The sequence below is a fragment of the Shewanella maritima genome, assembly GCF_004295345.1.
Taxonomy (GTDB): Bacteria; Pseudomonadota; Gammaproteobacteria; order Enterobacterales; family Shewanellaceae; genus Shewanella; species Shewanella maritima.
In genome coordinates this window covers 2027506-2052477 of sequence record NZ_CP036200.1, presented here as the reverse complement: position 1 = coordinate 2052477, position 24972 = coordinate 2027506, and the positions used below count along the sequence as shown (strand labels likewise).

Sequence of the window (24972 nt, the reverse complement as noted above, 5' to 3'; positions counted from 1 at the left end):
AATTTGCTATGCTAACGACCATCTGTATTTTCAAAGAGTATTCTCGTGGCAACTCATCAATCTTCAACCGGCGATCAAGCTGGTGCATCTCATCAAATTGACAGCCAATTACCAGCCTTAAAGCAAGCGGTAGCCGTGGCGTTGGACTATGCCAATGCGCTAGGTACGTCAGCTGCTGAAGTGGCGATTAGTAAGCAGCAAGGCTTGTCGGTTTCTACTCGCGATAAAGAAGTGGAAACGGTTGAATTTACTAAAGATGGTGCCTTAGGGATTACAGTATTTCGCGACGGCGCTAAAGGTAATTCTTCTACCTCTGACTTATCACCTGAGGCGATTAAGCAAGCGGTAAAAGCCGCTGATGATATTGCGAAATACACCTCGAAAGATTCATTTAATGGTTTGGCTGATGCTGAGTTAATGGCGCAGGATATTCGCGATTTAGACCTGTACCATCCACATGAAATTGATGCGCAAGGGCTGGCAAAGCTAGCGATTGATAGTGAAACTGCGGCGCTTGATTTTAGTGACCGCATTAAAGCCTCTGACGGCGCGAGTGCTAATGCTCATACCGCTGCCAAAGTTTATGGTAATAGCCATGGCTTTTTGAACGGTTACTGCAGCTCGCGTTATAGCTTGAGCTGCGTGATGATTGGTGAAGAGTCTGATGGCAATATGCAGCGCGATTATGACTACACTGTGGCCCGTGAATTTAGCAAGCTGTTAAGCCCTGAAACCGTGGGTATCAAAGCGGCTGAGAAGACGTTTAATCGTTTAGATGCTCGCAAAATTGCTACCGGCAAGATGCCAGTATTGTTCGCACCTGAAATCGCCACCGGCTTAATTGGTCACTTTGTTGGCGCAATTAGCGGTAGCAGCTTGTATCGTAAATCAAGCTTCTTGCTTGATTCATTGGGTAAGCAAATTTTCCCTAAGTGGTTCAATATTCAAGAGCAGCCACACCTTTTAGGTGGGCTAGCTAGTGCCAATTACGACAGCGAGGGTGTTGCCACAATAGAGCGCGACATTATTAAAGATGGTGAGCTCGCCACGTATTTGTTAACTAGCTATTCAGCACGTAAGCTAGGGATGACTAACACAGGTCATGCTGGCGGTATTTATAACTGGACGTTAGCACACAGCGGCCAAACCTTTGCTGAGTTAATCAAAGCAATGGGCACAGGTCTTATTGTTACCGAAGTGATGGGGCAAGGCGTTAACGGCGTGACGGGTGATTATTCTCGTGGCGCAGCTGGCTTTTATGTTGAGAACGGTGAGATTCAATACCCAGTTGAAGAGATCACCATTGCTGGTAACTTAAAAGACATGTTTATGGATGTGCAAGCGGTGGCGAGCGATCGCGATATGCGCTCATCTATTCGCACTGGAGGGATTTTGCTAGGTGAAATGCAGATTGCAGGCAATTAGTTGAATAATGCAACCTCCGGTTGATTGAAGTCGTGGGATTTCATCCCACACCCGACCAAAGGGGAAAAGCGTTTGTTCCCCTTTCCTTTCTATAAATGCTAAGCCGCAACGCTCCGGCGAAATTTTTGAAAAGCGAAAATTTCCAACGGAGTAAGAGCGTGTCTTAGATTTAATTTTCATTTGTAGGCTGCTTCACTCCATTTCAAAAACCACTAACGCTTTCAATGGGGCGTCCCTTCCCCTCGAAAGCTAGTCGGCCATCTCTTGTAATAGGATTTACTGATGTCACGATGGCATGGATGCCAAAGAGTGACCATGGCCGAACTCACGGTGTTTTCTCATTCCGTTCTAGTTATTTGAGAAATCGATTGAAGTTCATGTGTATAAATATCAAGAAACCTGTAACTCTTGCCTTGAGACTTTGGCGCGCTTGCGCTGTCTTGTACGTTGCCAGTATAGGTAGAAGCCAGTGAAGGCGAGGACAACGGGCATTAGCCCCAATACACACCAAATGATGCGAGTGACTAAGCCGCCAAAGTAGCCAAAGTGTAGCTTGCGAAAGCTATCAACAAATACGTGGCTAAAGCCAGACTCGCGTACGTCAATTTTACTCACTAGTTTGCCTTCATCTTTGTCGAAGGTCACCGTACTTGAGTACTCGCTGCTGAAAGGATTTTTATTGGGTACATCGCCCCAATAGGTAATGTAAGAGTCAGGCTCGTGAGGCATAGATAAATATCCTGCGCTGAATCCATCAATTTCTTGTCTTGCTTGTAGGCGCAGTGTTTCGAATGAAATGGTTTCGCTATGTAGTGGCTCAGTAATTAAAAAGTGCTCTTTGCCTGCGTGCTCGACATATTCATGTAGCAACAGGCTAATGTTCCAATAACCACCAGTTATGGCAAGGATAATCAGCACCGGAGAGCTGACAATACCAATCATTTTATGAATGTCGCTGAACAGAATGCGCCTAACTGCTTTGTAGCGTAGGGTGAAGAATTTAGCCCAAAACCTGCGGTAGATAATGATGCCGCTGACACCTAGAAATAACATCACTAACGCGACGATAAAGCCAACCACTATGCCTTGGTTGTGCAACAAAAAGGTGTAGTGCAGCTCTAGCAGCCAGTCGGTAATATAATGCTCCATAGTCTGAGGCTGTGACAACAGCTCGCCAGTATATTGATTTACATATATTTTTGACCACTCTTCGGTGCCGTGTTTTATCAAATAGCCAGCGTCTGAGCGGTAGTTATCGTGGAATAACTCCCAGCCACCAAGCTCATAGCCAGTGTGAGTATCAAGTACGTTTGTCATCAGTGTGTCTAAACTGACTCTTGGCTGCGCGCCAACATGATCAACTCGCATGTGTTCAGGGCGCAGTAGGCTGTCGATTTCGACTTTGAATACCAGAATACTGCCGGTGATCGAAATGATAAATATTGGCAGCATGGCAACAAGTGCAGCATACGAGTGCCATTTGAATAGTGTTTTTCTCATATCGCCCTCAATAAACAGCAAAGTCAGTGCAGTTATCTGCACCGACTTTTGGGTTAAACCCGAGTGAGACTCTAGCGAGTCTCACGATAACGACTGTGGTTTAACTTACATTTTCCAACTTAGTGTTGCGTTGTAGTTAGCTGGTGCACCGTAGAAGCCTTGTGCCCAGTACAAGCTGGTTAGGTATTTCTCGTCGGTGACATTATTGGCGTTAACGGTTAGCTGAATATTGTCAGTAAACTCATAACGCGCCATTAGATCGACAATGGCGTATGCATCTTGTGTGGTGACAACCGCTAAGTCAGGTGTTTGATAGCGGAAAATATCGTCCTGCCAGCGCATGTTAGCACCAATGGTCAGCTGCTCGAGGAACGGCAACTCATAAGTTGTACCAAACTTAAACAGTTTGCTTGGGGTGTAGTTAGCAACCTGATTGGTAAGATCATTGGTGGTAATGTCAAAGTCGGTGTAACCGAGGCTAACATTCCAACCATGGTAGATTTCACCTGCGACATCGACTTCAAAGCCCTTGCTTTTTACGCCGTCACTGCCGTAATAGCGTTGCTCTTCTGGTGGTAGCGGCGCAGTTGATGGGTCAAGTGTCGCTAGGTTAGTTTGCTTAACGTCAAAGTACGCAAGCGTTGCGATAAGGCGATCGTTAAATAGTGAGCCTTTGATACCGACCTCGGCACTTTCACCTGTGACAGGCTCTAATGTCTTGTCGTTGATGTCTTTCTCTGTTTGAGAAGTAAAGGTCTCTGTGTAGCTAGCGTAAGCTGAGAATTGCTCAGTGATCTCGTAGACACCACCAATATAAGGAATGAATTTAGCGTCATCAGCGGTTTCGTTTACGCCATAAGACTCGCCTTCAACATCCCAGCTGTTAAAGCGGCCACCCGCAATTAAATGGAAACCTTCGAATAGGTTAAAGCGGCCAGTAAAGTAAGCTGACTTTTGTGTTTGGGTAACATCACTGCCTGTTAAGCCATCAGTAAAGGTTGGCTTTGGCGTATTGCCATCCCACTCTGGTAGCGGTGGCATAACTGGGAAACCATTGCCAGTTTGATAGTCGTACAGAGAGGTGTCTTCATAACTCATTTTGGCGTAGTTAACACCGAATACCAGTTGATGTGTGTTACCAAAAAGCTCAAAGTCGCCGTCAACATACACATCAGCCATGTGATGATTGTCGTCTAGATCATATTCACTAGCGTAGCCAAATAGCCCAAGCTCGGTGGCTTTGTCTGGTGTGCCGTAGACGTAGAATAGTTCGGTGTCTTCGTCGGTGGTTTTGTAAGAGTAGGTCGCACGTAAGCGCCAGTTGTCGGTGAAGTAATGGCTTAGCTCAAGTACCGTGTTGTTCTTAACTACTTTCCAGTTTGACCAATCAGCAGATGTATTGGTTGATACATCGTAATTGGTTGGTGTGCCGTCTGTGTAAAACAACGGCAGCGCGCCCCAGTTATTACCTTTGGCATCGCTGCTAATAAAGCTGTGACTTAGCGACAGTGAAGTATTGTCTGACAGGTTGGCTTCAAGGAATGCGTAAGCGACATTCTTGTCTGTTTCATAGCGGTCTAGGTACGATTCTTTCTTTTGATTCAGTAACACTACGCGGGCAGAGAAAGTGTCGTTGATAACAAGGTTAGCATCAGCTTCTAGGCGCTTGTTGTTCCAGCTACCGTAACTCGCGTTCACATTGAATGCGTTAAATGCTGTTGGTCGTTTACGGATGAAGTTAACCGTTGCAGATGGGTTACCTACACCTGTCATTAGGCCGTTGGCACCGCGAATAACCTCAATACGCTCGTAAATGGCTGTGTCTTCGTCGGCGTGGTTGTTACCGTTAGTCAGCGGCAAGCCAACACCGTCGATTTGGAAGTTAGTCACATCAAAACCGCGTGCCGTGTAGTAGGTGCGGTCTGTCTCAATTCGTTCTACATTTATGCCGGTAGCGGTATCGAGCGCAGAGTTAATATCATGCAGTTGGAAGTCATCTAGCTGAGCGCTGGTAATGACAGATACCGACTGCGGAATGTCAACAATATCAAGATCTAAACGCGATGCACCGCTAGCCTGGTGAGCGTTATAACCTTCAATATAACTACCAACAACGGTGATTTTCTCAATATCAGCGTCTTTGGTTTCGGTTTCATTAGCGTACGCTAACGGGCTTAACGACATAGTGATCGCAACAGCAAGTGGGCAGAGTTTCATATTCTTCATCATCTAGTTAGTTATGTATTGGTAACATTCGCTGCGAATGTGCTGCATATTTTTACATATCGATAACGATAACCGAAATGAGAATTACAATCATTTACACAAAATGTTTGTTTTGTGATCTAGATCGCGTAGGTAGAAATGATCTCACAAGGGGAAAGCGACTTTCTTGCATAACCGAATGGTGGACGAGTAAGCCTTGTATTATGTGAATATAGGTTTACTTACAATTTTTAACAGTTAAGTCGGCAGTTATCGGTAGTCTAATTAACCAGCGGTATTTATTATCATAAATCGCCTACTTGAGTGTGAGGCGTTCTAATTCAACACAATTTCAAAGCAGTTTTAAAATAATAAAATCCCATTTTAAATGAGGTCATCATGAGAGTATTCACCTTTGTTTCATTGCTATGCGTGACAGCCTGTAGCTATTTACCACAGCAAGCATTGGCGCAAGAAGATAAGGCTGCTGCAAACCAGTATCAGCGCCAAATTCCAATCGATCATAAAGTCGTGACGAAGCACAAGACTAAAATTGGTGATGAACGTATTAGTTACTCGGCCACCGCTGGCACGCAACCTGTGTGGAATGATGACGGCGAGCCAATCGCGACTCTGCATTACACCTATTACCAACGTACTGACGTGAAGAGTAATGAAAATCGACCGCTATTGATGTCGTTTAATGGTGGGCCTGGCTCTGCTTCTGTTTGGATGCATGTGGCATATACCGGCCCTAAAGTACTGAATGTGGATGATGAAGGTTATCCCCTGCAGCCTTATGGCGTGAAAACTAACCCACATTCGGTATTGGATGTAGCTGATATTGTTTACGTTAACCCTGTGAATACCGGTTACTCACGTGTACTACCGAACAAAAGCGGTGAAATGCCGAGTAAAGAGTGGCAAAAAGAGCAGTTCTTTGGCGTTAATGCCGACGTAAAGTACCTGGCTGAGTGGCTAAATACCTTTGTCAGCCGTAACGAGCGCTGGCGTTCACCTAAGTACCTGATTGGTGAAAGCTATGGTACAACGCGGGTATCTGGTCTTGCACTCGAGCTGCAAAACAGACAATGGATGTACTTAAATGGCGTGGTCTTAGTATCACCCACCGATATCGGCATCGAGCGTAAAGGCCCAGTTAAATCTGCTAATCGTTTACCTTATTTCGCAGCGACTGCATGGCATCACAAAGTGCTAGCGAGCGACCTGCAAAGCAAAGACCTATATCAAGTGTTACCTGAGGTAGAGGCATTTACTATCAATGAATATCTACCAGCGCTTGCGATGGGTGGTTTTATTGATGCGGATAAAAAGCAATATATCGCTGAAAAAGTGGCTCACTACTCAGGTTTAAGCGTAAAAACTGTGTTGGATGCAAACCTTGATATTCCAACGAGTTATTTTTGGAAAGAGTTACTGCGAGAGCAAGGTCAAACCGTTGGTCGTTTAGACTCTCGTTACTTAGGCATTGATAAGCAAGTTATCGGCGAGCGCCCTGACTACAATGCAGAGCTTACCTCTTGGTTACACTCATTTACGCCTGCGATTAATGATTACATGCGCACTGAGCTGAACTACAAAACTGATGTTAAGTACAACATGTTTGGCCCTGTTCGTCCTTGGGATCGCACTAACAATAAAACCGGTGAAAACTTACGTCAGGCTATGGCACAAAACCCATACTTAAACGTGATGATCCAAGCGGGTTATTATGATGGTGCGACTAACTATTTCGACGCCAAATACACCATGTGGCAACTTGACCCGAGCAGTAAAATGCAAAGCAGATTAAGCTTTAAAGGCTACCGCTCAGGGCACATGATGTATCTTCGTGCTGAAGATTTACGCCAGTCAAATCAAGACTTACGCGAGTTTATGCTATCGACTATGCCGGATGCTAAAACTGCAGCGAAATACTAGGGTTACTTGAAAGATGGCGGCGAAAGTTCGTAGCTAAGCCGTGTTTAATTCAATAACGAAGTTACTCAATAACAAAGGGAGCATCAGCTCCCTTTGTTATTGAGTAACTAGTATTAGCGCCAGCTCAACTAATATCAATCAACCAAAGCGTATTGCTGTTTTAAGATGGCGATGATGTCAGCTTTTGGATTGTCTGACAGAGCAATTTTTTCGCCAGTGACTTTCTCGGCAACGCCTGTGTAGGTGTTAGATACATTCATCATGGCTTCTAGCGGCAGAGCATTGTCTCGGGCAAGTGCTTCACGCTCATCCATGCGGTCTTTGTTTAGCAGGATATCGGCATCGTCAAAGTGGTTCAGTAGGAACTGACGGAAACCTTCTTTTGAGTTTTCAATCACTTTACCATCACGAAATGCTGGGCCGTCCCAGATACGTGATGAATCAGGTGTACCCACTTCATCCATGTAAATCAGCTTAGACTGACCATCACGGTCAGTCACATAGCCAAACTCAAATTTAGTATCAACAAATACTTGGTCAAGCTTGGCAAGCGCTTCAGAAATGACGCCAAAGCCTTGTTTTAGAAGCTTTTCGTAAAGGTCGATATCAGCTGGCTTTTCAAAACCGAAAGCTTGGTAGTTATCTTCAATGTTTTTGCGAGTGATGTTGACGTCATCTTGCTCAGGCACACCTGGAATGCCAGTTAAAATCCCTTGGTAGAAGGTGTGATTAACAGCTCAGGTAGCTTTTGGTCTTTAGTTAACCCTTCTGGCAGGGTGATGCCACAGAATTCACGTTCGCCTTTGGCGTATGCGCGCCACATGGAGCCGGTAATGTACTGGCGGCAAATGGCTTCAACTTTAATTGGGCGAGCTTTTTGCACAATCCACACAAACGGGTGCGGAATATCCAGAATATGGCTATCTGCTAGGCCGTTTTCTGCAAACAGCTTAAACCAGTGGTTTGAAATGGCATTAAGCGCAGCGCCTTTACCCGGAATACCTTGCAAGTTGTCTTCGCCGTGGAAGATACAGTCAAACGCAGAAATGCGGTCGCTAATCACCATGATTGCCAGCGGCGTATCGTCAGGTACGTTATAACCTTTCTCTTGAATTAGGCGACGGCTGTCGGCGTCAGTTAACCAATATACGCTGCGAACCTTGCCGCTATGCACAGGTTTGTCAGTACGGATCGGTAAATCGTTATTCACGGCTAAAACGGAATCAGCAAGACTCATGACGAGTATTCCTCAGAAGGTGGTGTAGGGTAGTTTTAATGGCGGGTATTTTACTCTTAATGGCGCTGTTTTCCATGGGCAACAAGCCTTGCAAATTACCTTTTTCAGAATGCGAACAATCAGCAGAGCTAGCGCACAGTTATTGGCAGTGCAACCAAGGTTTACACTAATCGAAAGTGGGAATTTACAGTTAAGACTGTTTGTGTCGGACCGCTTTAGGGCAAAATAGCACTTTTATAGTTTCGAGTATTTTACGGTAAATGATTTCGCGTATGTTAGGGGCGTTGACCCCAAGTCAATTAGGGCTGTTCTTTGTGGCCACCGCTGTGGTGTTTTGGGGAATTCTTCCCATTGCCCTTAAGTTGACGACAGGCTTTATTGACCCGGTTACCTTAACCTGGTTTCGCTTTCTAGTCGCCTTTGTGGTGACCTTTTATCTGCAGTGGCGTTTACGTTTATTGCAGCAGTTCATAGGGTTAAAGCAACGAGACTGGCTTCGATTGTCGCTGGCAGGCGTGTTGCTTATGACCAACTATGTCACCTTTGTATGGTCGTTAGATTATTTATCGCCAGGCACCTCACAACTTAACTTTCAAACAGCACCTTTCTTTCTCGCCTTTGGCGGTGCGCTGTTTTTCAACGAGCGGCTAACGGCAGTGCAACTTGCTTGTTTTGCCACGCTCGCACTTGGGGTGTTGATGTTCTTTCATCCTGCGCTAGATTTTGAGCAGTCTAATACCACGCAAATAGTAATGGGCATCAGCATAGTGCAGTTTTCGGTACTGTCGTGGACGAGCTATGCCTTGTTGCAAAAAGCTCTGCTAAAACGCCTATCGCCTAACAACATTCTTATGGGTATTTACGCCCTAGGTATTGTGGTGATGGCTCCTGTGAGTGATTTTAGTCAGTTCAGTGCGATGACAGCGAATCAATGGCTGGTTACGGTTTTCTGCGCGTTAAACACTGTGATTGCTTATGGCTGTTTTGGTCAGGCGATGAAGTATTGGCACACGGCGCAAGTAAGTGCCATGTTAGCGCTGACGCCTATTTTGAGCTTTAGCATGAATGCACTGATAGTCAGCCTAGGTTTATGGCCGCAAATGTTTAGCCATGATCAGCTAGACGCCTTGTCGATTAGCGGGATAGTAGTAATTGTGGTGTCGGTATTTGTGGTGCAGTTATGGCCGTTATATTTGCAGAGAAAGCAACGCAACGTAGCAGGCTAGCGAGCACTTACGGCATCTTGAACGACCAAAGTTCGTTTACCTCTACAACACTGTAGATCACTCATGTCATTTCAGCTGTGGGTTTGCAGGCAGAAAACAAAAATGGAGCCATTTGGCTCCATTTTTTATGTGGCTAGAATCAGAACTCTAGCTTAGCTATTGCCGTTGTCGCGTGGACGACGTTGACGACGCTCGCCGCGATCATTGCGCTCGCCACCACGGTCATTACGATCGCCGCGTGGACGACGGTCTTGACGGTCACCACGTGGACGACGGTCATTGCGATCACCACGGTGACGGCGTTGACGTTGCTCTGGGAATGACTCGCCTTCAGCGTCACGGATGTTGAGTGGACGACCACATACGCGAACCTTCTTAAGGTGTGCTAATACGTCTTTTGGCATACCGTCTGGTAGGTCAACAGTAGTCACTTGGTCGAATAACTGGATTTGACCAATGAAGCGGCTTTCGATGTTCGCTTCGTTAGCGATTGCGCCAACAATGTTACCAACGCCTACACCGTTATCACGACCTACGTCGATCACGTAACGGTTCATCTTCACGTCTGGGCTGTCTTTTAGACCATCTGCTTTACCAAAGCTAGTTGGTGTTGGACGACCGCCGCGCTCACGACCACCACGGTCACGGTTACGATCATCACGGTTGTCACGGTTACGCTCTTGAATTGGAGGTAACTGTAGAGGACGCTCTTGCTGAACCTGTTGCAGTAATGCTGCAGCAAGTAGGTCAGTGTCGATCTCAAGCTGAGTACAAAGATCTGCAACCGCTGTCTTCATGAAATCTAAGTCACCGGCGATGGTTTCTTGAATTTGCTCACCAAGACGAGATAGACGGCGCTCTGCTACTGTCTCTGGGCTTGGGATCTTCATCGGTGAGATGCGGCTGTTAGTTGCACGCTCAATAGTGCGTAGCATGCGCATTTCACGATGAGTAACGAACAGAATCGCCATACCAGTACGGCCAGCACGACCTGTACGACCAATACGGTGAACGTAAGCTTCAGAATCGTATGGAATATCGTAGTTTACAACGTGGCCAATACGTTCAACGTCAAGACCACGTGCTGCAACGTCAGTTGCAATTAGAATGTCTAGCTTGCCGCGTTTTAGCTGCTCAACCGCGCGCTCACGGGCTTGCTGGTTCATGTCACCGTGTAGTGGTGAAGATGCATAACCACGGGCTTCTAGTTTTTCTGCTAGCTCAACACAGCTGTTACGAGTACGTACGAAGATGATGATACCTTCAGTGTTTTCTACTTCTAGAACACGTACTAACGCTTCAAGTTTGTTGTGCTGTGAAACCTGTACAAAACGTTGTTCGATTGAGTCAACCGTAGTGTGGCTAGCGGCAATAGAGATTTGTGCAGGGTTATTAAGGTGCTTGTTGGCAACACGCTTAATTTGCTCAGGCATAGTTGCTGAGAATAGTGCTAATTGGCTTTCAGCTGGCTTGTGATCAAGTACCCACTCGATGTCGTCAATGAAGCCCATTTTTAGCATTTCGTCGGCTTCGTCTAATACTAGTGCTTGTAGTGCATCTAGTTTTAGGGTGCCACGGCGCATGTGATCCATAACGCGACCTGGTGTACCCACAACAACTTGTGGACCACGGCGAAGTGCGCTTAATTGCTGGTGCATGCTTTGACCGCCGTAAATAGGCAGTACGTGGAAGCCTTTCATGTGTTTCGCATAGCTACCAAACGCTTCAGCTACCTGGACGGCAAGCTCACGAGTTGGTGCTAACACAAGAATTTGTGGCGCATTTAATTTTTGATCGACACTGTTAAGCAGTGGCAGGGCGAACGCACCGGTTTTACCCGTACCCGTTTGCGCTTGACCTAGAATATCGCGACCTTCCATTAAAGGGTCGATACTCGCAGCCTGAATTGGCGTTGGTTTTTCGTAGCCTAATTCGTCAAGGGCACGAAGCAAATTCTCGGAAAGACCGAGATCGCGGAAAGTTCTTTCATCGGATGACATTGAGTTGTAGCCTTGTGGATACGCACAAAAAAGTCGATTTTGTGCTTGAGTTTCACAGACAGAAAATCAACCCCGTGTCGATTTCCCGTTTCAAAAAGGGCGATATTATAGCAAAGTGTGAGCTACTTGACTATTGGTATTCGTTAAATTATTCAAATTGGCGCGATTTTTGATTGTTTTATCTGAGTCGCATCTACCTATCACGAAAATACGATATTTGGAAATATTCAGTATTACCCTTGATTTAGGGGAGAGCCTATGGAGCTTTGCTGATTGGAATTTGTTCGAATTAAAAGCACTTTAATCAAGACGCAAGCTATGCAGTTTAGTCGACCAAACAAGTAGCTCATAACCCAGAACTCTTAGCTAAGAGCGTAGGTGTTTTTAAACGAACCGTACCGGCAGCGCTTGTTGTCATTTCTACTGCATTAACAACTTACTCATGTGGAACAACCACACATCAAAGTCGTTGCCTTGTATAAATTTCCAACAAACAGCTGCAAAAAATCTTGAAAGACCTACAGGCTCTAATCTATCGGCAATATCTGATTTTGATCGACTTGCAGAATTTCTAATCCGGTTTCTATTGTTGCCGCCAAAAACTCGTAATTAATGGTTTCGGCAGTATCGGTTAACTGATGATAGTGGCGATGGGGCGGCACACCCAAATATACCCAGGGAACTTTGGCTTTGTGGAACGGGTAGTGATCAGATGCTTTAAGCCAGTTAGTGCGGCCTAAACCGAGTGCAGGCTTGTGACTGCGCTGCTCACGTACACATAAGTTATTGTGCTGGTATAGCTGCCACTTCAGCGCAGCAAACTGCTCAAGGTTTTTATCGCCCTCAATATAAATACTTTTCGACCTTGGCGGCTGACCTATCATGTCCAAGTTTAACATTAGCTCAGGCTTAACTTGCTGCTTGGTTAATTCTTCAACAATGCCATAGCCGCCGTAAAGGCCAATTTCTTCGGCATCGGTAGCTACTAGCATTAGATTAACGTCCTGCGCGATAGGCAGATTCGCCCAATGCTCAGCAATGGCAAACAACCCACTCACACCAGAGGCGTTATCATCCGCGCCGTTATAAACCTTGCTGCCACGTTTACCAAGGTGATCATAATGAGCCACTACCACGCGCCAACGATCACTTGATTGCTTCGATAATTGCTTCGATGCTTGCTCTGATGACGGCTTTGCTAAGTGCACTGCTACCATATTAATACCAGTTCTATCACTAAACTGATATTGGTATTCAAAAGGCTGCTGGTAATCATCTCGCTCAAGCGCCGCCCAAGGCGTTAAGCCTATTTGTGCAAATCGCTTGGCAATGTAACTACGGGCAAACTCAGCGCCTGAGGTGTTGGTTTTACGCCCCTGCATATCATCATGGCTAAGCTTGGTTACGTCAGCTTTAACTTGTTCTAAATCAACCCAATGGTGAGTCAATGGCTGCTTACATTGATACTGACTGGCACACGCGCTAGTCAGCACGCAAATAGCTAGCGTGAGTAAATAGCGATTAAGATTGTATTGATGTCGCCTTGCGAACATGAGCCACCTAAGTTGATGATTTTGTGTTTAATCATAGCTTAGCTGAGTTTTTAAGATGGATTGAGTTTGTTTTAGAAATAGCAACGGCTGCTTGATGGGTGTTTGATGCGCTCGGTATTGAGCAATAGAGCGCGATAAATGCTTAACAAATAAAAAGGGAAGTGACTTAATAGCCACTTCCCTTTAAATACAAATCAAATCTAGGTAAAACCTAAACCAAATCTACTTACCAGCTTTAGCTTTAGCCTTAGCTCTTTGCTTATGCAGCTCCAAGATCGGCTTTAAGAATCTGGCAGTATGTGATGTCTTGTGCTTGGCAACCTGCTCTGGTGTGCCAGTTACTAAGATTTCACCGCCGCCTTGGCCGCCTTCTGGGCCGAGGTCGACAATCCAGTCTGCGGTTTGGATTACATCAAGGTTGTGCTCAATCACCACAATCGTGTTGCCGTGGGATTTTAGGCGATGCAATACATCTAGCAGTAGCTGAATATCGGCAAAGTGCAGGCCTGTGGTTGGCTCATCGAGAATATACAAGGTCTTGCCGGTATCACGCTTTGACAGCTCTTTTGCCAGTTTGACGCGTTGCGCCTCACCACCTGATAGCGTGGTAGCACTTTGACCTAGACGAATGTACGACAGTCCGACATCCATTAAGGTTTGTAGCTTGCGCGAGATAGATGGAATGGCATCAAAGAACTGACGGGCATCTTCTACCGTCATTTGCAGCACTTCGTGAATACTCTTGCCTTTGTATTTCACCTCTAAGGTTTCGCGGTTATAGCGTTTACCTTTACATGAGTCACACGGCACGTACACATCAGGTAAAAAGTGCATTTCTACCTTGATTAAACCATCACCCTGACAGGCCTCACAGCGGCCACCTTTCACGTTAAACGAGAAGCGGCCAACCTGATAACCACGGGTTCGGGCTTCTTGGGTGCCAGCAAATAGCTCACGAATGGCAGTAAAGATGCCAGTGTAAGTGGCTGGGTTGGAGCGCGGAGTACGGCCAATTGGGCTTTGGTCAATATCCACAACCTTGTCGCAGTGATCCATGCCCTTAATGCTCTTATATGGCGATGGCTCGTCTACCGTTGCGCCATTTAGCTCGCGGTGGGCGATTTTGTAGAAGGTGTCGTTAATCAGGGTTGATTTACCTGAGCCAGATACACCTGTGACACAGGTCAGCAGGCCGACAGGAATCGATAAATCGACATTCTTGAGGTTGTTACCTTTAGCGCCTTTAAGCTCAATCAGTTTTTTCTTGTCGATTGGCGTACGTTCATCGCTAATGTGGATTTGCTTCTTGCCCGAGATATATTGCCCTGTTACTGATTGCTCGCAGGCAATAATGTCCTCAAGGCTGCCCGATGCAATCACTTCACCGCCGTGAACGCCTGCGCCAGGGCCGATATCAATAACATGATCTGCCATGCGAATTGCATCTTCGTCATGCTCGACCACAATCACGGTGTTACCAAGATCGCGTAGGTGACCAAGAGTGTTAAGCAGGCGCTCGTTGTCACGTTGATGCAAACCAATAGAGGGTTCATCTAACACATACATTACGCCCACAAGACCCGCACCAATTTGGCTCGCAAGACGAATACGCTGTGCCTCACCGCCAGATAGCGTGTCGGCTGAGCGTGATAGGCTTAAATAGTTAAGGCCTACGTTGACCAAAAAGCCTAAGCGATCGCAGATTTCTTTAAGGACTTTCTCGGCAATTTGCGCCCGTTGACCTTCAAAGTGCAGGCCGTCGAAGTAGTCTTTTGCTTCACCTATCGACCAAGTGGTTAATTCAGGCAGATTGATGTCGCCAATGAACACGTTGCGGGCTTCTTCACGCAGGCGTGAGCCGCCACAGCTATTACATGGCTGCATATTGATGAACTTAGACAGTTCCTCGCGCACCGAGTTACTTTCGGTTTCGCGGTAGCGGCGGTCCATGTTATTCAAAATGCCTTCAAACGGGTGGTTACGTACTACCACATCGCCGCGGTCATTAACGTATTTAAAGGCGATTTTGGTTTTGCCTGAGCCATAAAATACGATTTTTTTCACTCTGTCGCTGAGGCTGTCAAACGGTGCTTCAACGTCAAAGTCATAATGCTCAGACAACGCGGTGAGCATTTGGAAGTAATAGAAGTTGCGGCGATCCCAACCGCGAATCGCCCCGCCAGCTAGCGATAACTCACCGTTGGTGACTACGCGGTCTGGGTCGAAGAATTGCTGATGGCCTAAACCATCACAGGTTTGGCACGCGCCCGCAGGGTTGTTGAACGAGAAGATGCGTGGCTCAAGCTCTGCCATTGAGTAGCCACAGATTGGGCAGGCAAAGTTAGCAGAGAATACTAGCTCTTCGTCTTCATCACTGCCGTCCATCGAGGCAACCTTGGCAATACCGCCAGATAGCTCCAATGCAGTTTCAAACGATTCGGCTAAACGCTGCTTTAAGTCGTCACGCACTTTAAAGCGGTCAACCACCACTTCAATGGTGTGCTTGACGTGTAAATCCAGCGTTGGTGGGTCAGTTAAGTCGCACACTTCTCCGTCGATTCGGGCGCGGATATAGCCTTGTGCTGATAAGTTCTCTAGCAGCTTAACGTGCTCACCTTTACGGTCATTAACCACAGGTGCTAGCAGCATTTGGCGACTACCTTCTGGTAGCTCCAATACTTTATCTACCATTTGGCTTACGGTTTGCGCTGCTAGTGGCGCGCCGTGTGTTGGACAACGTGGCTCACCAACACGGGCGAATAACAAACGCAAATAGTCGTAGATTTCAGTAATGGTACCTACGGTCGAGCGCGGGTTGTGCGATGTTGATTTTTGCTCAATGGAAATCGCTGGGCTTAAGCCTTCAATATGGTCGACGTCTGGCTTTTCCATCAAACTTAAGAATTGGCGTGCATAGGCCGACAGCGACTCAACATAACGGCGCTGGCCTTCAGCATAGAGGGTGTCAAACGCGAGAGATGACTTACCTGAACCCGATAAACCTGTGATTACAATCAATTTGTCCCGTGGAATGGTCAAATTAAAGTTTTTTAGGTTGTGGGTTCTGGCGCCGCGTATTTCAATTTTGTCCATTGGCACTCTTCAATAACGTTTAGGAACTGCTAGCGTTGCTGCTACTTCTTTTCGGAGCTACATAGTTTTGCAGCTATATAGTTGGGGCAACAAAGTGTAGCTATTAAGCTGCTAACAGTAACAGTGAGTAAAAATTGGCTTTAGTATCGCATAGTTTAGCTGATGGGTTTAATTGATTTTAACGTATAGACCACATCGAAATTACCGATTGTAGGTAAGTATTCGTTAGCGCGAGCTTGGTTATTGTGAACAATCATTGGCAATCAGCTGTGGCGCAATCATACGATGTTAAGCTTGTTTTGGTTCATGGCTAGGAGTACGGGTAGGTAATAGGGCAGCGGTTAGACTTAAGGCTGTTGCTTCCCTAGCAGCTAAAGATGAATATTAAAAGCGGCTTTATGAGTAAAGTGTGATTTGCTTTTGAGCTTAATTATTTCGCTGTGATAACATGCGCTGTTAATTTTTTACATTTTTCAAAAGGGCAATTGCATGGCCGCAAATGGACTCTCAGGTGTTGAGAAAAAGGTCGCGTTTTCGCTAGCTAGTGTATTTGGGCTGCGAATGATGGGGCTGTTTATGATCATGCCTGTCTTCGCGCTTTATGGTCAGCATCTTGAAGGCTTCTCACCACTTTGGGTGGGAATTGCTATTGGTGCCTATGGCTTAACTCAAGCCTTACTTCAGATTCCTATGGGGATGCTGTCAGACAAATATGGCCGCAAACCGATTATTCTAATTGGCCTAGTGCTGTTTGCCATTGGTAGCGTGATTGCTGCTATGTCTGATCACATTTATGGCGTGGTGTTAGGGCGTGCCATTCAAGGTATGGGCGCGATTGCGGCAGCGGTACTGGCGCTAGCAGCCGACTTAACCCGTGACGAGCAGCGCACCAAAGTAATGGCAGTGATTGGCATCTGCATTGGTTTTTCATTTGCGCTGTCATTACTGGTGGGGCCAATTGCTACGCAGTCATTAGGGCTTGAGGGCTTATTTTACCTAACCGCAGCCCTTGCGGTTGTGGGCATGTTGATTGTGCAGTTCTTTGTACCTAACCCTATTACGCAAGCGCCAAAAGGTGACACAGTTGCCGTGCCTGAAAAGCTTAAGCGCTTGTTTGTCGACCCGCAGCTATTTCGCCTAGATGCAGGTATTTTTATTCTGCATCTAGTGCTTACCGCTGTATTCGTGGCTTTGCCGTTAGATTTAGTTGATGCAGGGTTGGTGAAAGAAAAGCATTGGATGTTGTACTTCCCTGCATTTGTTGGCGCGTTCTTTTTAATGGTGCCGCTGATCATTATTGGCGTTAAGCGCAACAACACTAAAGGCATGTTCCAGGTCGCGCTTATTATTATGATGCTATCACTTGCTGCCATGGGCATGTTTGCTGGCAATTTATGGGTGTTAGCAGCAGCGGTATTATTATTCTTTACTGGCTTTAACTATTTAGAGGCGTCACTGCCAAGCTTAATTGCTAAGTTCTGCCCAAGTGGTGATAAAGGCTCGGCAATGGGCGTGTACTCAACTAGCCAGTTTTTAGGTGCATTTTGTGGCGGCATGATTGGCGGGGGCGCTTACCAGTATTTAGGTGCATCGGGCGTGTTCTTTGCTGGTCTTGCGTTAATTGGCGTGTGGCTGCTGTTAACCATAGGCATGAAGAACCCTGTGCTACTTAAAAGCTACACACTAAATGCGCACTTTACTGACAGTGACCATGCTAAAGCCATGGCGACTGAGTTAAGTGCATTAGCAGGTGTTGCCGAGGCGATAGTAGTAGTTGAAGAAAAGGTTGCCTATTTGAAGGTGGACGACAATTTCAATTTGAGTGACGCTCGAGCTGTGTTACGCTCTGTCAATTAGATCTTTAAACGATCAACAGTAATAAAATTTGCGAAGTATTAGATAGAATCTCAGGAGATTTCGATGGCCAGTCGTGGTGTGAATAAGGTAATTTTGGTTGGTAATTTGGGTAGAGATCCCGAAGTGCGTTACATGCCAAATGGTAATGCAGTAGCTAACTTTACTATTGCAACTAGCGAGTCTTGGAAAGACCAACAAGGTCAGCCACAAGAGCGCACTGAATGGCACAACATCGTAATGTACCGTCGTCTAGCTGAGATTGCTGGCGAGTACCTAAAGAAAGGTTCTAAGGTTTACATCGAAGGTAAGCTGCAAACCAGCAAGTGGCAAGACCAAAACACTGGTCAAGACCGTTACAAAACTGAAATCAACGCGCTAGAAATGCAAATGCTAGATAGCCGTAACTCAGGTGGCGACAATGCTGGTGGTTTCCAAGGTCAAAACCAAGGTGGCTACCAACGCCCACAACAGTCTGCTCCACAGCAATCTGCTCCACAACAGCAAGGTGGTTACCAACCTAAGCCAGCAGCTGCGCCACAAGGCCAAAACTTCGGTCAGCAGCAAGCACCAGCGCAACAGCAAGCTCCACAGCAAGGCGGTTATCAGCCTAAGCCTGCAGCAGCGCCGCAAGGTAACTTCCAGCAGCAAGCGCCACAAGCTGCACCTCAGCAGCGTCCAGCGCCTACGCCGCAACAGCCACAACAAAACCAGAATTTCACCCCAGATTTGGATGAAGGTTGGGACGACGATATCCCGTTCTAGATTTAAGCGAAAAACTGGTTGTCAGTTTCATCAAAGCCCAGCAGCACTGCTGGGCTTTTTGTTTATATTTATGTTTTACCTCTGTTTGTTTATATGCTCCAAAGTGAGACATGCAAACAGGCTCATTCCTCGCTATATCTCATGGTAATTTAATCGCCTACCGTACGTTAAATACAAGTGTAAATATTGGTAAATTTTTGGTGTTTTACAGTCTTTTGGTTAACTAATTCTTGTGTTCAGTCTTGTTGTATTTATTAACAAGCAGCTATGAGCTTCAAAATTTACAATCAAGTTAGAATAATCGTTCTATAAATATAATATTTAATATAATCAAATGTTTGATGTTTATTCATGTTTCATGAAAAGTAAATTTTTGTACGTTTACACAGTATTTAGACCTCAACTAAGTATTTACATAAAGTTGCGATCAAGATCGCGCAATTAACAATTTGTTGTTAAATGATTATGAGAATGGTTTGCATTTGTAATTTTGCGAGAGCAAAATGCCGTCGAATTGACTTAAAAGACATACAGGAATTAACAGATGGCAAAGCGTAAGTTCCCGGTTGCCCCGGTTGCAATTGCAGTACTCTCAGGATTACTTACAGCATGTGGTGGCGGTTCAAGCTCAAGCGATACTCCGAATACAGCACCAACATTTGATGCAACTTCCCTAAGCGTAACACTCGCTGAAGATACTAGTTTTGATGGAAATTTAACCGCTACAGATGCAGATGGCGATCAAATCAGTTTTTCTGTGACTCAATCGCCTGAAAACGGCACCTTAACCTTGGCGGCAGATGGTAGCTACAGCTACATGCCAAAAGCGGATTTCTTTGGTAGCGATACCGCTAAAGTGCAAGCGAGTGATGGCAGTGCATCAACATCTGGTGATTTAGTTTTCACCGTCACGGGCGTGAATGATGCGCCGGTTATTTCTGGCAGTTCATTAGCAGTTGATGCGAGTGGCGATATTATTGGCCAGGTCAACGCTATTGATGTGGATGGCGATACACTGACTTACTCGGTAGAAGTTGCGCCAGAATCTGGCACGCTGGTGTTAGACCCTGTAACAGGTAAGTTCACCTACAAACCTGAGCTAACATCGTTTGCCAATGAATTTACGGTTGGTGTAACCGATGGCATCGCTGACAAAGTTGTCAAAGTGATTCAGCTAAAACCAGAATATGGTACCAATCAACAAAAACAAGATTTTTACTACACCTCAGAGCTATCTCACCTTAAACAAGCGGAAGTACTCATAGAAACGATTGCAGGTGATAGCGCCGCAGACCCTGCATACTACGCGCTAGCGCAAGGTTATGCAGCAGCAGGTTTTACAGATAAAACCGACCAAATTATTGATCAAGATATTATTTTCGAGAGCAACCAAGCGGAAGCATACAAAGACATTGGCGCTGAATACAATGCTAAAGGCCTATATGCGGATGGTGATGCTGCTCGCGATAAAGGTTTAGGTATTTATAACCGTTACATTGCAGACAAAGGCTTCGCCAGCTTCAGCAATACCGATGGTACTTTCTATCAAACATTACTTAATGGCTATATCGATAGTGGATCTGAAACAGGTGCGGACAATGTCATCGGTATTTTGGCTTTAGTGAAAGAAGCGCTGAAGTCTGATGAAGTTTCGACGGCATACAAGCGACTGGTAACGAGTTTCGATAACTATGCCGATAGCTTGTTAACTATTTATCTAAATGATCGAACTGAAGAAAACCGCTTAAAGCTGGTAGCAGCGATTGACCGTTTAGTTGCAGTTGCAGATGACACGGGTTACCAAGAGCTAACCTCTAGCTATAGCAATGCGGGTAAGCCACATTATTATCAACGTGGCACTTACTATGCCTTTGCGTTAACCCTATACAACCGTGCGGAAGAAGTAGATAAAGCCAAGGAGCTTATTGCCCGTATTATCGCACTGTATACAGATGTGACTCACGATGAAGCATATAATCGCAGCGCACATGAGAGCGCCGTTTACACTTTAGAGTATAAGAATCGTTACCCGCTACAAGTTGCAGCTGGTGCGGCTGAGTTGTACTACTCTGAACTTTCAACCAACCCTGTACTTGCCTTCATTAATTTAGATAACACGCGCGAGAGCTACGTCGAAGATATTCAAGAAGAAATTGATGCGCAGCATGGTCTGTCAATTGTGTTAAATGGCGGCACAGTAAAACAAGCAACCGAGCATCTCATTGCGCTAGAAGATGGCAATACCCTCAATCAGTTCCGCGCAGTGGCTGAGCAAACAATCACTCTACCTGGGCTTGCCTCTCACCTTATCGCAAAGGGGGAAAATGATGCAGCTAAAGAGGCAATTGAAACGGCGAAAGGCATTCTAATCAGCAGCGAGCACATAGAGGCTCGCGTATCGTCACCGAGTTATGTCATTGGCTCTTATGGTTGTGGCAAGTTAATGGACATGCAGTTGCGCATGGGAGCGACTGAAGATGCTCAATCTATGCTAACGACATGTCAGGCATTAGTTGCTGACCATTATCCAACAACCAGTGAAGATGTGCTTACCGCTGACTTAATCGAGGCGCGCCAAGATTTAGCTGCCAATGCTGCAAAAGTGGGGAATACTCAAGTAGCAATCCCTGCAATCATTGAAGCCTTAGGATTGATTGATTTAGTTTCAGACTTTGAAGACCGAATTGAGTGGCGCTACGAATTTGCTCAAAGTGCAGCACTGAATGGCTTACTTGAAGAAGCAACAACTCAGACCCAAGTACTGGTAGATGACTTTTTTGATAACTATGACCAATACGTGGCAGACAATGGTGATGACCAAGAAGCGGGTCTTGAGCTAGCTATTGAGATTTTAGAGCAGCTTGTTGATACTTCGCTAGAAAACTCGGCTTCAGAATCATATGCCGTTATTAAGCAGACACGCTTCTTTGCGGCCGAAAACAATTATGCGGAGCAGTTAGTTGCACTAAAAGCACAAGTTAAGCGCTTAAATGATTTCATTGATACTAAGTTACAAGCCCAAAGTGCGACGGTTCAGGCCAATATTAATGAGGACTGGATACCGCTATTAGGCTCTGCTCGTGAGTTTGAGTTAGGTAATCAAGTGATTGCACGTGAAGCAAACGCTGAGGCAAACAAGCTGGAACTTACGGCAACATTGTCACAGTTTATTGCGCAACAAGATGACTTCCCTAGCACTGTTGCTGCAAACGTTGATACTGACCAAGATGGTAAGCCTAATTTCTTCATTACTACAGCAACCGAGGAGCAAGTGATTGCTTCAGGTCTAACTGCTGATGACGACGCCGATGGTGATGGCATTGTTGATGAGAATGATATCAACCCACTTGTGCCTGATGTCGCTCAGTAGTGGTTTGCTGTTATGGAGTTTAAATTAAACCCTGTGTACGCCAGCATTGTGCTGGCGTCTACCCTCACTATGCCCTTTTCCGCCTATGCGGAAGAGGGGGATTCGTTTGAGCAACAGCAACAAGAGATTTTAACGCAAACTAAAAAAACACCTGAGTTATGGGTTACCTGTGCAACTAAAATGCGCTTTCCTGAAGCCGAGTTACTGAGCTATGAAAAAGCTCAGCGCATGGAAGCCTGCCTGAATAACGACGGTACACCTGTTGAGGTAATCGAGGTTACCGGGCGCTACTTTGGCCCTGAAGTACTTGAAACCCAAGGGCGTATTTTCTTGTCGCAAGACTTTATTGAAAATGCACCAGTGGGCAATGGTGACATTACTGAGCTTTTAAAAGGCTTGCCAGGTATTCAGGCAAACGAAGCCGATAATAGCATTGCAAGCCTGACTGATATCCGCTCTCGTGAAGTGTCTATTTCAGGTGGTAAAGCCTACCAAAATGGCTTTTTCATTGATGGTATGAACACCAATAGTCGTATTGACCCAGCAAGCTCAGGCCTATCTGCTGATGAGACTAACTCGGTAATGGGGCACACCAATGAATTCTTTTTGAATAAAGATCTTGTTGAAAGTATTACCGTTTATGACTCAAATATTCCGGTGGAATATGGCGAGTTTATGGGCGGGGTGGTTGAGTCACAAAGTAAAGATGCCTGGGACTTACCTTCGGTGAGTTTTGGTTATCGAGCAACGCAATCTGACTGGGTATCATTTCATGATATTTATGGAGAAGGAGATGATCCGTCAGAGTCAGTATTTGAAAAACCGGTTTACGATAAAAAGCAATACAAGCTGCAACTAGCTAAAAAGCTAGGTAAAGGTCGAGGCATAGGTTTAAACGTTAATCATACTGAATCGACCAAGAGCATTGAGTCGCTAGGTGAGTTAGTTGACACCTCAAGTACTAACTCAAACGTCATGCTCAAATACGATTCTGAGCAGGATTGGTTTGATCATTTAAGTGTTTCTGCACTATATGCGCCTTATAAAGGCAACTACATTCTCGATGACACGTTAAACAGTGACTACAGCATAGAAGGTGGTGGTTATGCGTTGAATGCCACAGGTCTTCGTAACCTTGGCTGGGCAGATTGGAAGATTACTGCAAACGCTCGTTACAGTGAAAATAGTCGCACAGCACCAATTGATCATGTTATTTGGGGCAAGTACAAGGGTAAAGACTGGGGACCAAACGATTCCACTGTGTCTAAAGAAGGTGGTAATGGCGATTTAGACAATGGCCAGGTGACATACTCACTCAACAACAAGTTTGATTTTGATACGAGTTTTTGGGAGTTAGACCATCAATTTACCATGGGACTGCAGCTTGAAAGCCAGCAAGTTACCCGCGACCGCAACCAAGACAGTGTTCGCTACTCTAATGCAGCAGTTAAGTCTAACGTTGACTGTAACGGTAATTTTGTTGCCTGTGTTGAGCAGGAGTCACTATCTGAGGAAGAATTATCTGCCATATTAGGTGAGCCGTTTGATGACACCAATCCGGAACATATTAGATTAAGGGAAGAAAACGTCGTCACCACGGGGCAATTCCTGCAAAAAAGGCTGATTTACCAAGAAGAACATATCGATGTCACTGTGCGTAAAGGTGCTCTGTATGTTCAAGACGTATTCGAAGTAGGTGATTGGAACTTTAATCTTGGCCTGCGTTACGATACTGAGGACTTCTTTAAAAACCATAACGTCTCGCCACGTTTTTCGGGTGGTTATGACTTATTTGGTGATAATCAAACCTTGATTACCTTTGGTGCCAGCCGCTATTACGATGCTAATTTGACAACCTATGCTATCCGCGAGCAGCAACTACCCTATATCACCCAAACTCGTGAGGTGACTAAAGACGGGCAGTTGACCGAATGGACTGACGCTAACAGCCAGGATTTGACGCGCTATCGCTACGATGGTGTTAAAACGCCTTATTCCGACGAGCTGACTTTAGGTTGGAAGCAAGAAATGCTAGGCGGCTTCTTGTCACTGCGTGGTGTTTGGCGCAAGAGTAAAGATGAGCTAGGTAAAGGCGACTCAGTTCGCGAAGGTGGCTATACCTATATTTATCAGGTAAACAAAGGTGAAAGCGAGCAGAAGCGCATTTCACTGTCATGGAATGGGCAATATAAAGATCATAGCTTTTGGGCTAATACCTCTTGGTCGCAAACTGAAACGACGCAAGATAGCTATGACGGAGATATTGACGATACGCCGCAAGATCAAATCGTGGCCCATGAAACGACTATTATCAATGCAGAAGGTAAAGAGGAAACCGTTTATACCGCTGTTTCTTTAGATGACTTAGACAGAATCGCAGCAAACTATGCCCGTCCTTGGGTGGTAAACATGGGTTGGACTGCCAAGTGGACTGACGATTTGCAAACCACACTTACGGCAAAGTATACCCAGGGATATACATCGGTTGCTGCAACATCGAACGTGCATTATTTTGATGACATTACGGTCGAGAATGAGTCAGGAGAACTCATCCCACTTGAGGCTACCATTTACCGGGAGTTTGAACTAGACGATGCCATTTTATTAAACGCATCGGTTCGCTACCGCTTGCCGGATTTTCATAAGCACAGGCTTTCGCTAAGCGTAGATATTTCAAACCTACTCGATAGCCGTACTTATTCGGTACTGCCTGGTAATTCAGGCGTAGAAGTGGGCCGCAGCTTTTGGCTCGGGATTAATTATCAGTATGATTAGGTGCTATTAGCCTTTGCTGATTAGGGCT

General features: G+C 45.7%; 12 protein-coding genes and 1 pseudogene. 7 read left to right on the top strand and 6 right to left on the bottom strand.

Features of this window, described 5'->3' with window-relative positions; translation table 11 throughout:
• Nucleotides 1-45: 45 nt before the first annotated feature.
• Nucleotides 46-1425 carry a metalloprotease PmbA gene (gene pmbA, locus EXU30_RS08705; protein ID WP_130599207.1) on the top strand — a complete coding sequence of 460 codons (1380 nt, stop codon included), beginning with the start codon at nt 46-48 and terminating at the stop codon, nt 1423-1425.
• Between the two features lie 390 nt (nt 1426-1815).
• Here the strand turns inward: pmbA and EXU30_RS08700 are convergent, their stop codons facing one another.
• Nucleotides 1816-2925 carry a PepSY-associated TM helix domain-containing protein gene (locus EXU30_RS08700; protein WP_130599205.1) on the bottom strand — a complete coding sequence of 370 codons (1110 nt, stop codon included), beginning with the start codon at nt 2923-2925 and terminating at the stop codon, nt 1816-1818.
• A 105-nt stretch (nt 2926-3030) separates the two neighbouring features.
• Nucleotides 3031-5151: a TonB-dependent siderophore receptor gene (locus EXU30_RS08695; protein WP_130603369.1), complete on the bottom strand. Its 2121-nt coding sequence runs from the start codon at nt 5149-5151 to the stop codon at nt 3031-3033.
• Between the two features lie 378 nt (nt 5152-5529).
• Between EXU30_RS08695 and EXU30_RS08690 the strand changes: the two genes are divergently transcribed.
• Nucleotides 5530-7071 carry a S10 family peptidase gene (locus EXU30_RS08690; RefSeq protein ID WP_130599203.1) on the top strand — a complete coding sequence of 514 codons (1542 nt, stop codon included), beginning with the start codon at nt 5530-5532 and terminating at the stop codon, nt 7069-7071.
• 134 nt (nt 7072-7205) lie between these two features.
• Here EXU30_RS08690 and EXU30_RS08685 read toward each other — a convergent pair.
• Nucleotides 7206-8308: pseudogene (locus tag EXU30_RS08685) on the bottom strand (phosphoribosylaminoimidazolesuccinocarboxamide synthase).
• Nucleotides 8309-8580: 272 nt separating this feature from the next.
• Here EXU30_RS08685 and EXU30_RS08680 point away from each other — a divergent pair.
• Entirely contained in the window at nt 8581-9534 is a 954-nt protein-coding gene (locus tag EXU30_RS08680) for a DMT family transporter (protein WP_242620367.1), read from the top strand.
• Between the two features lie 152 nt (nt 9535-9686).
• Here the strand turns inward: EXU30_RS08680 and EXU30_RS08675 are convergent, their stop codons facing one another.
• The 3 genes from EXU30_RS08675 to uvrA all read right to left on the bottom strand — a co-directional run bounded on the left by EXU30_RS08675 (nt 9687) and on the right by uvrA (nt 16180).
• Nucleotides 9687-11534: a DEAD/DEAH box helicase gene (locus tag EXU30_RS08675; protein ID WP_130599199.1), complete on the bottom strand. Its 1848-nt coding sequence runs from the start codon at nt 11532-11534 to the stop codon at nt 9687-9689.
• 527 nt (nt 11535-12061) lie between these two features.
• Nucleotides 12062-13087: a M28 family peptidase gene (locus EXU30_RS08670; protein ID WP_130599197.1), complete on the bottom strand. Its 1026-nt coding sequence runs from the start codon at nt 13085-13087 to the stop codon at nt 12062-12064.
• Between the two features lie 222 nt (nt 13088-13309).
• A complete protein-coding gene (gene uvrA, locus EXU30_RS08665; RefSeq protein WP_130599195.1) occupies nt 13310-16180 on the bottom strand; it encodes an excinuclease ABC subunit UvrA in 2871 nt (956 codons plus the stop codon).
• Between the two features lie 489 nt (nt 16181-16669).
• Between uvrA and EXU30_RS08660 the strand changes: the two genes are divergently transcribed.
• The 4 genes from EXU30_RS08660 (at nt 16670) to EXU30_RS08645 (ending at nt 24944) form a co-directional block, all read left to right on the top strand.
• Nucleotides 16670-18037 (top strand): MFS transporter, encoded by a 1368-nt coding sequence (locus tag EXU30_RS08660; protein WP_130599193.1) that lies wholly within the window; start codon nt 16670-16672, stop codon nt 18035-18037.
• Nucleotides 18038-18100: 63 nt separating this feature from the next.
• Nucleotides 18101-18799: a single-stranded DNA-binding protein gene (locus tag EXU30_RS08655; RefSeq protein WP_130599191.1), complete on the top strand. Its 699-nt coding sequence runs from the start codon at nt 18101-18103 to the stop codon at nt 18797-18799.
• A 544-nt stretch (nt 18800-19343) separates the two neighbouring features.
• Nucleotides 19344-22169, top strand: coding sequence for a cadherin-like domain-containing protein (locus EXU30_RS08650; RefSeq protein ID WP_130599189.1), 2826 nt, complete (start codon nt 19344-19346; stop codon nt 22167-22169).
• A 12-nt stretch (nt 22170-22181) separates the two neighbouring features.
• Nucleotides 22182-24944 (top strand): TonB-dependent receptor plug domain-containing protein, encoded by a 2763-nt coding sequence (locus EXU30_RS08645; RefSeq protein WP_130599187.1) that lies wholly within the window; start codon nt 22182-22184, stop codon nt 24942-24944.
• Nucleotides 24945-24972: the final 28 nt, after the last annotated feature.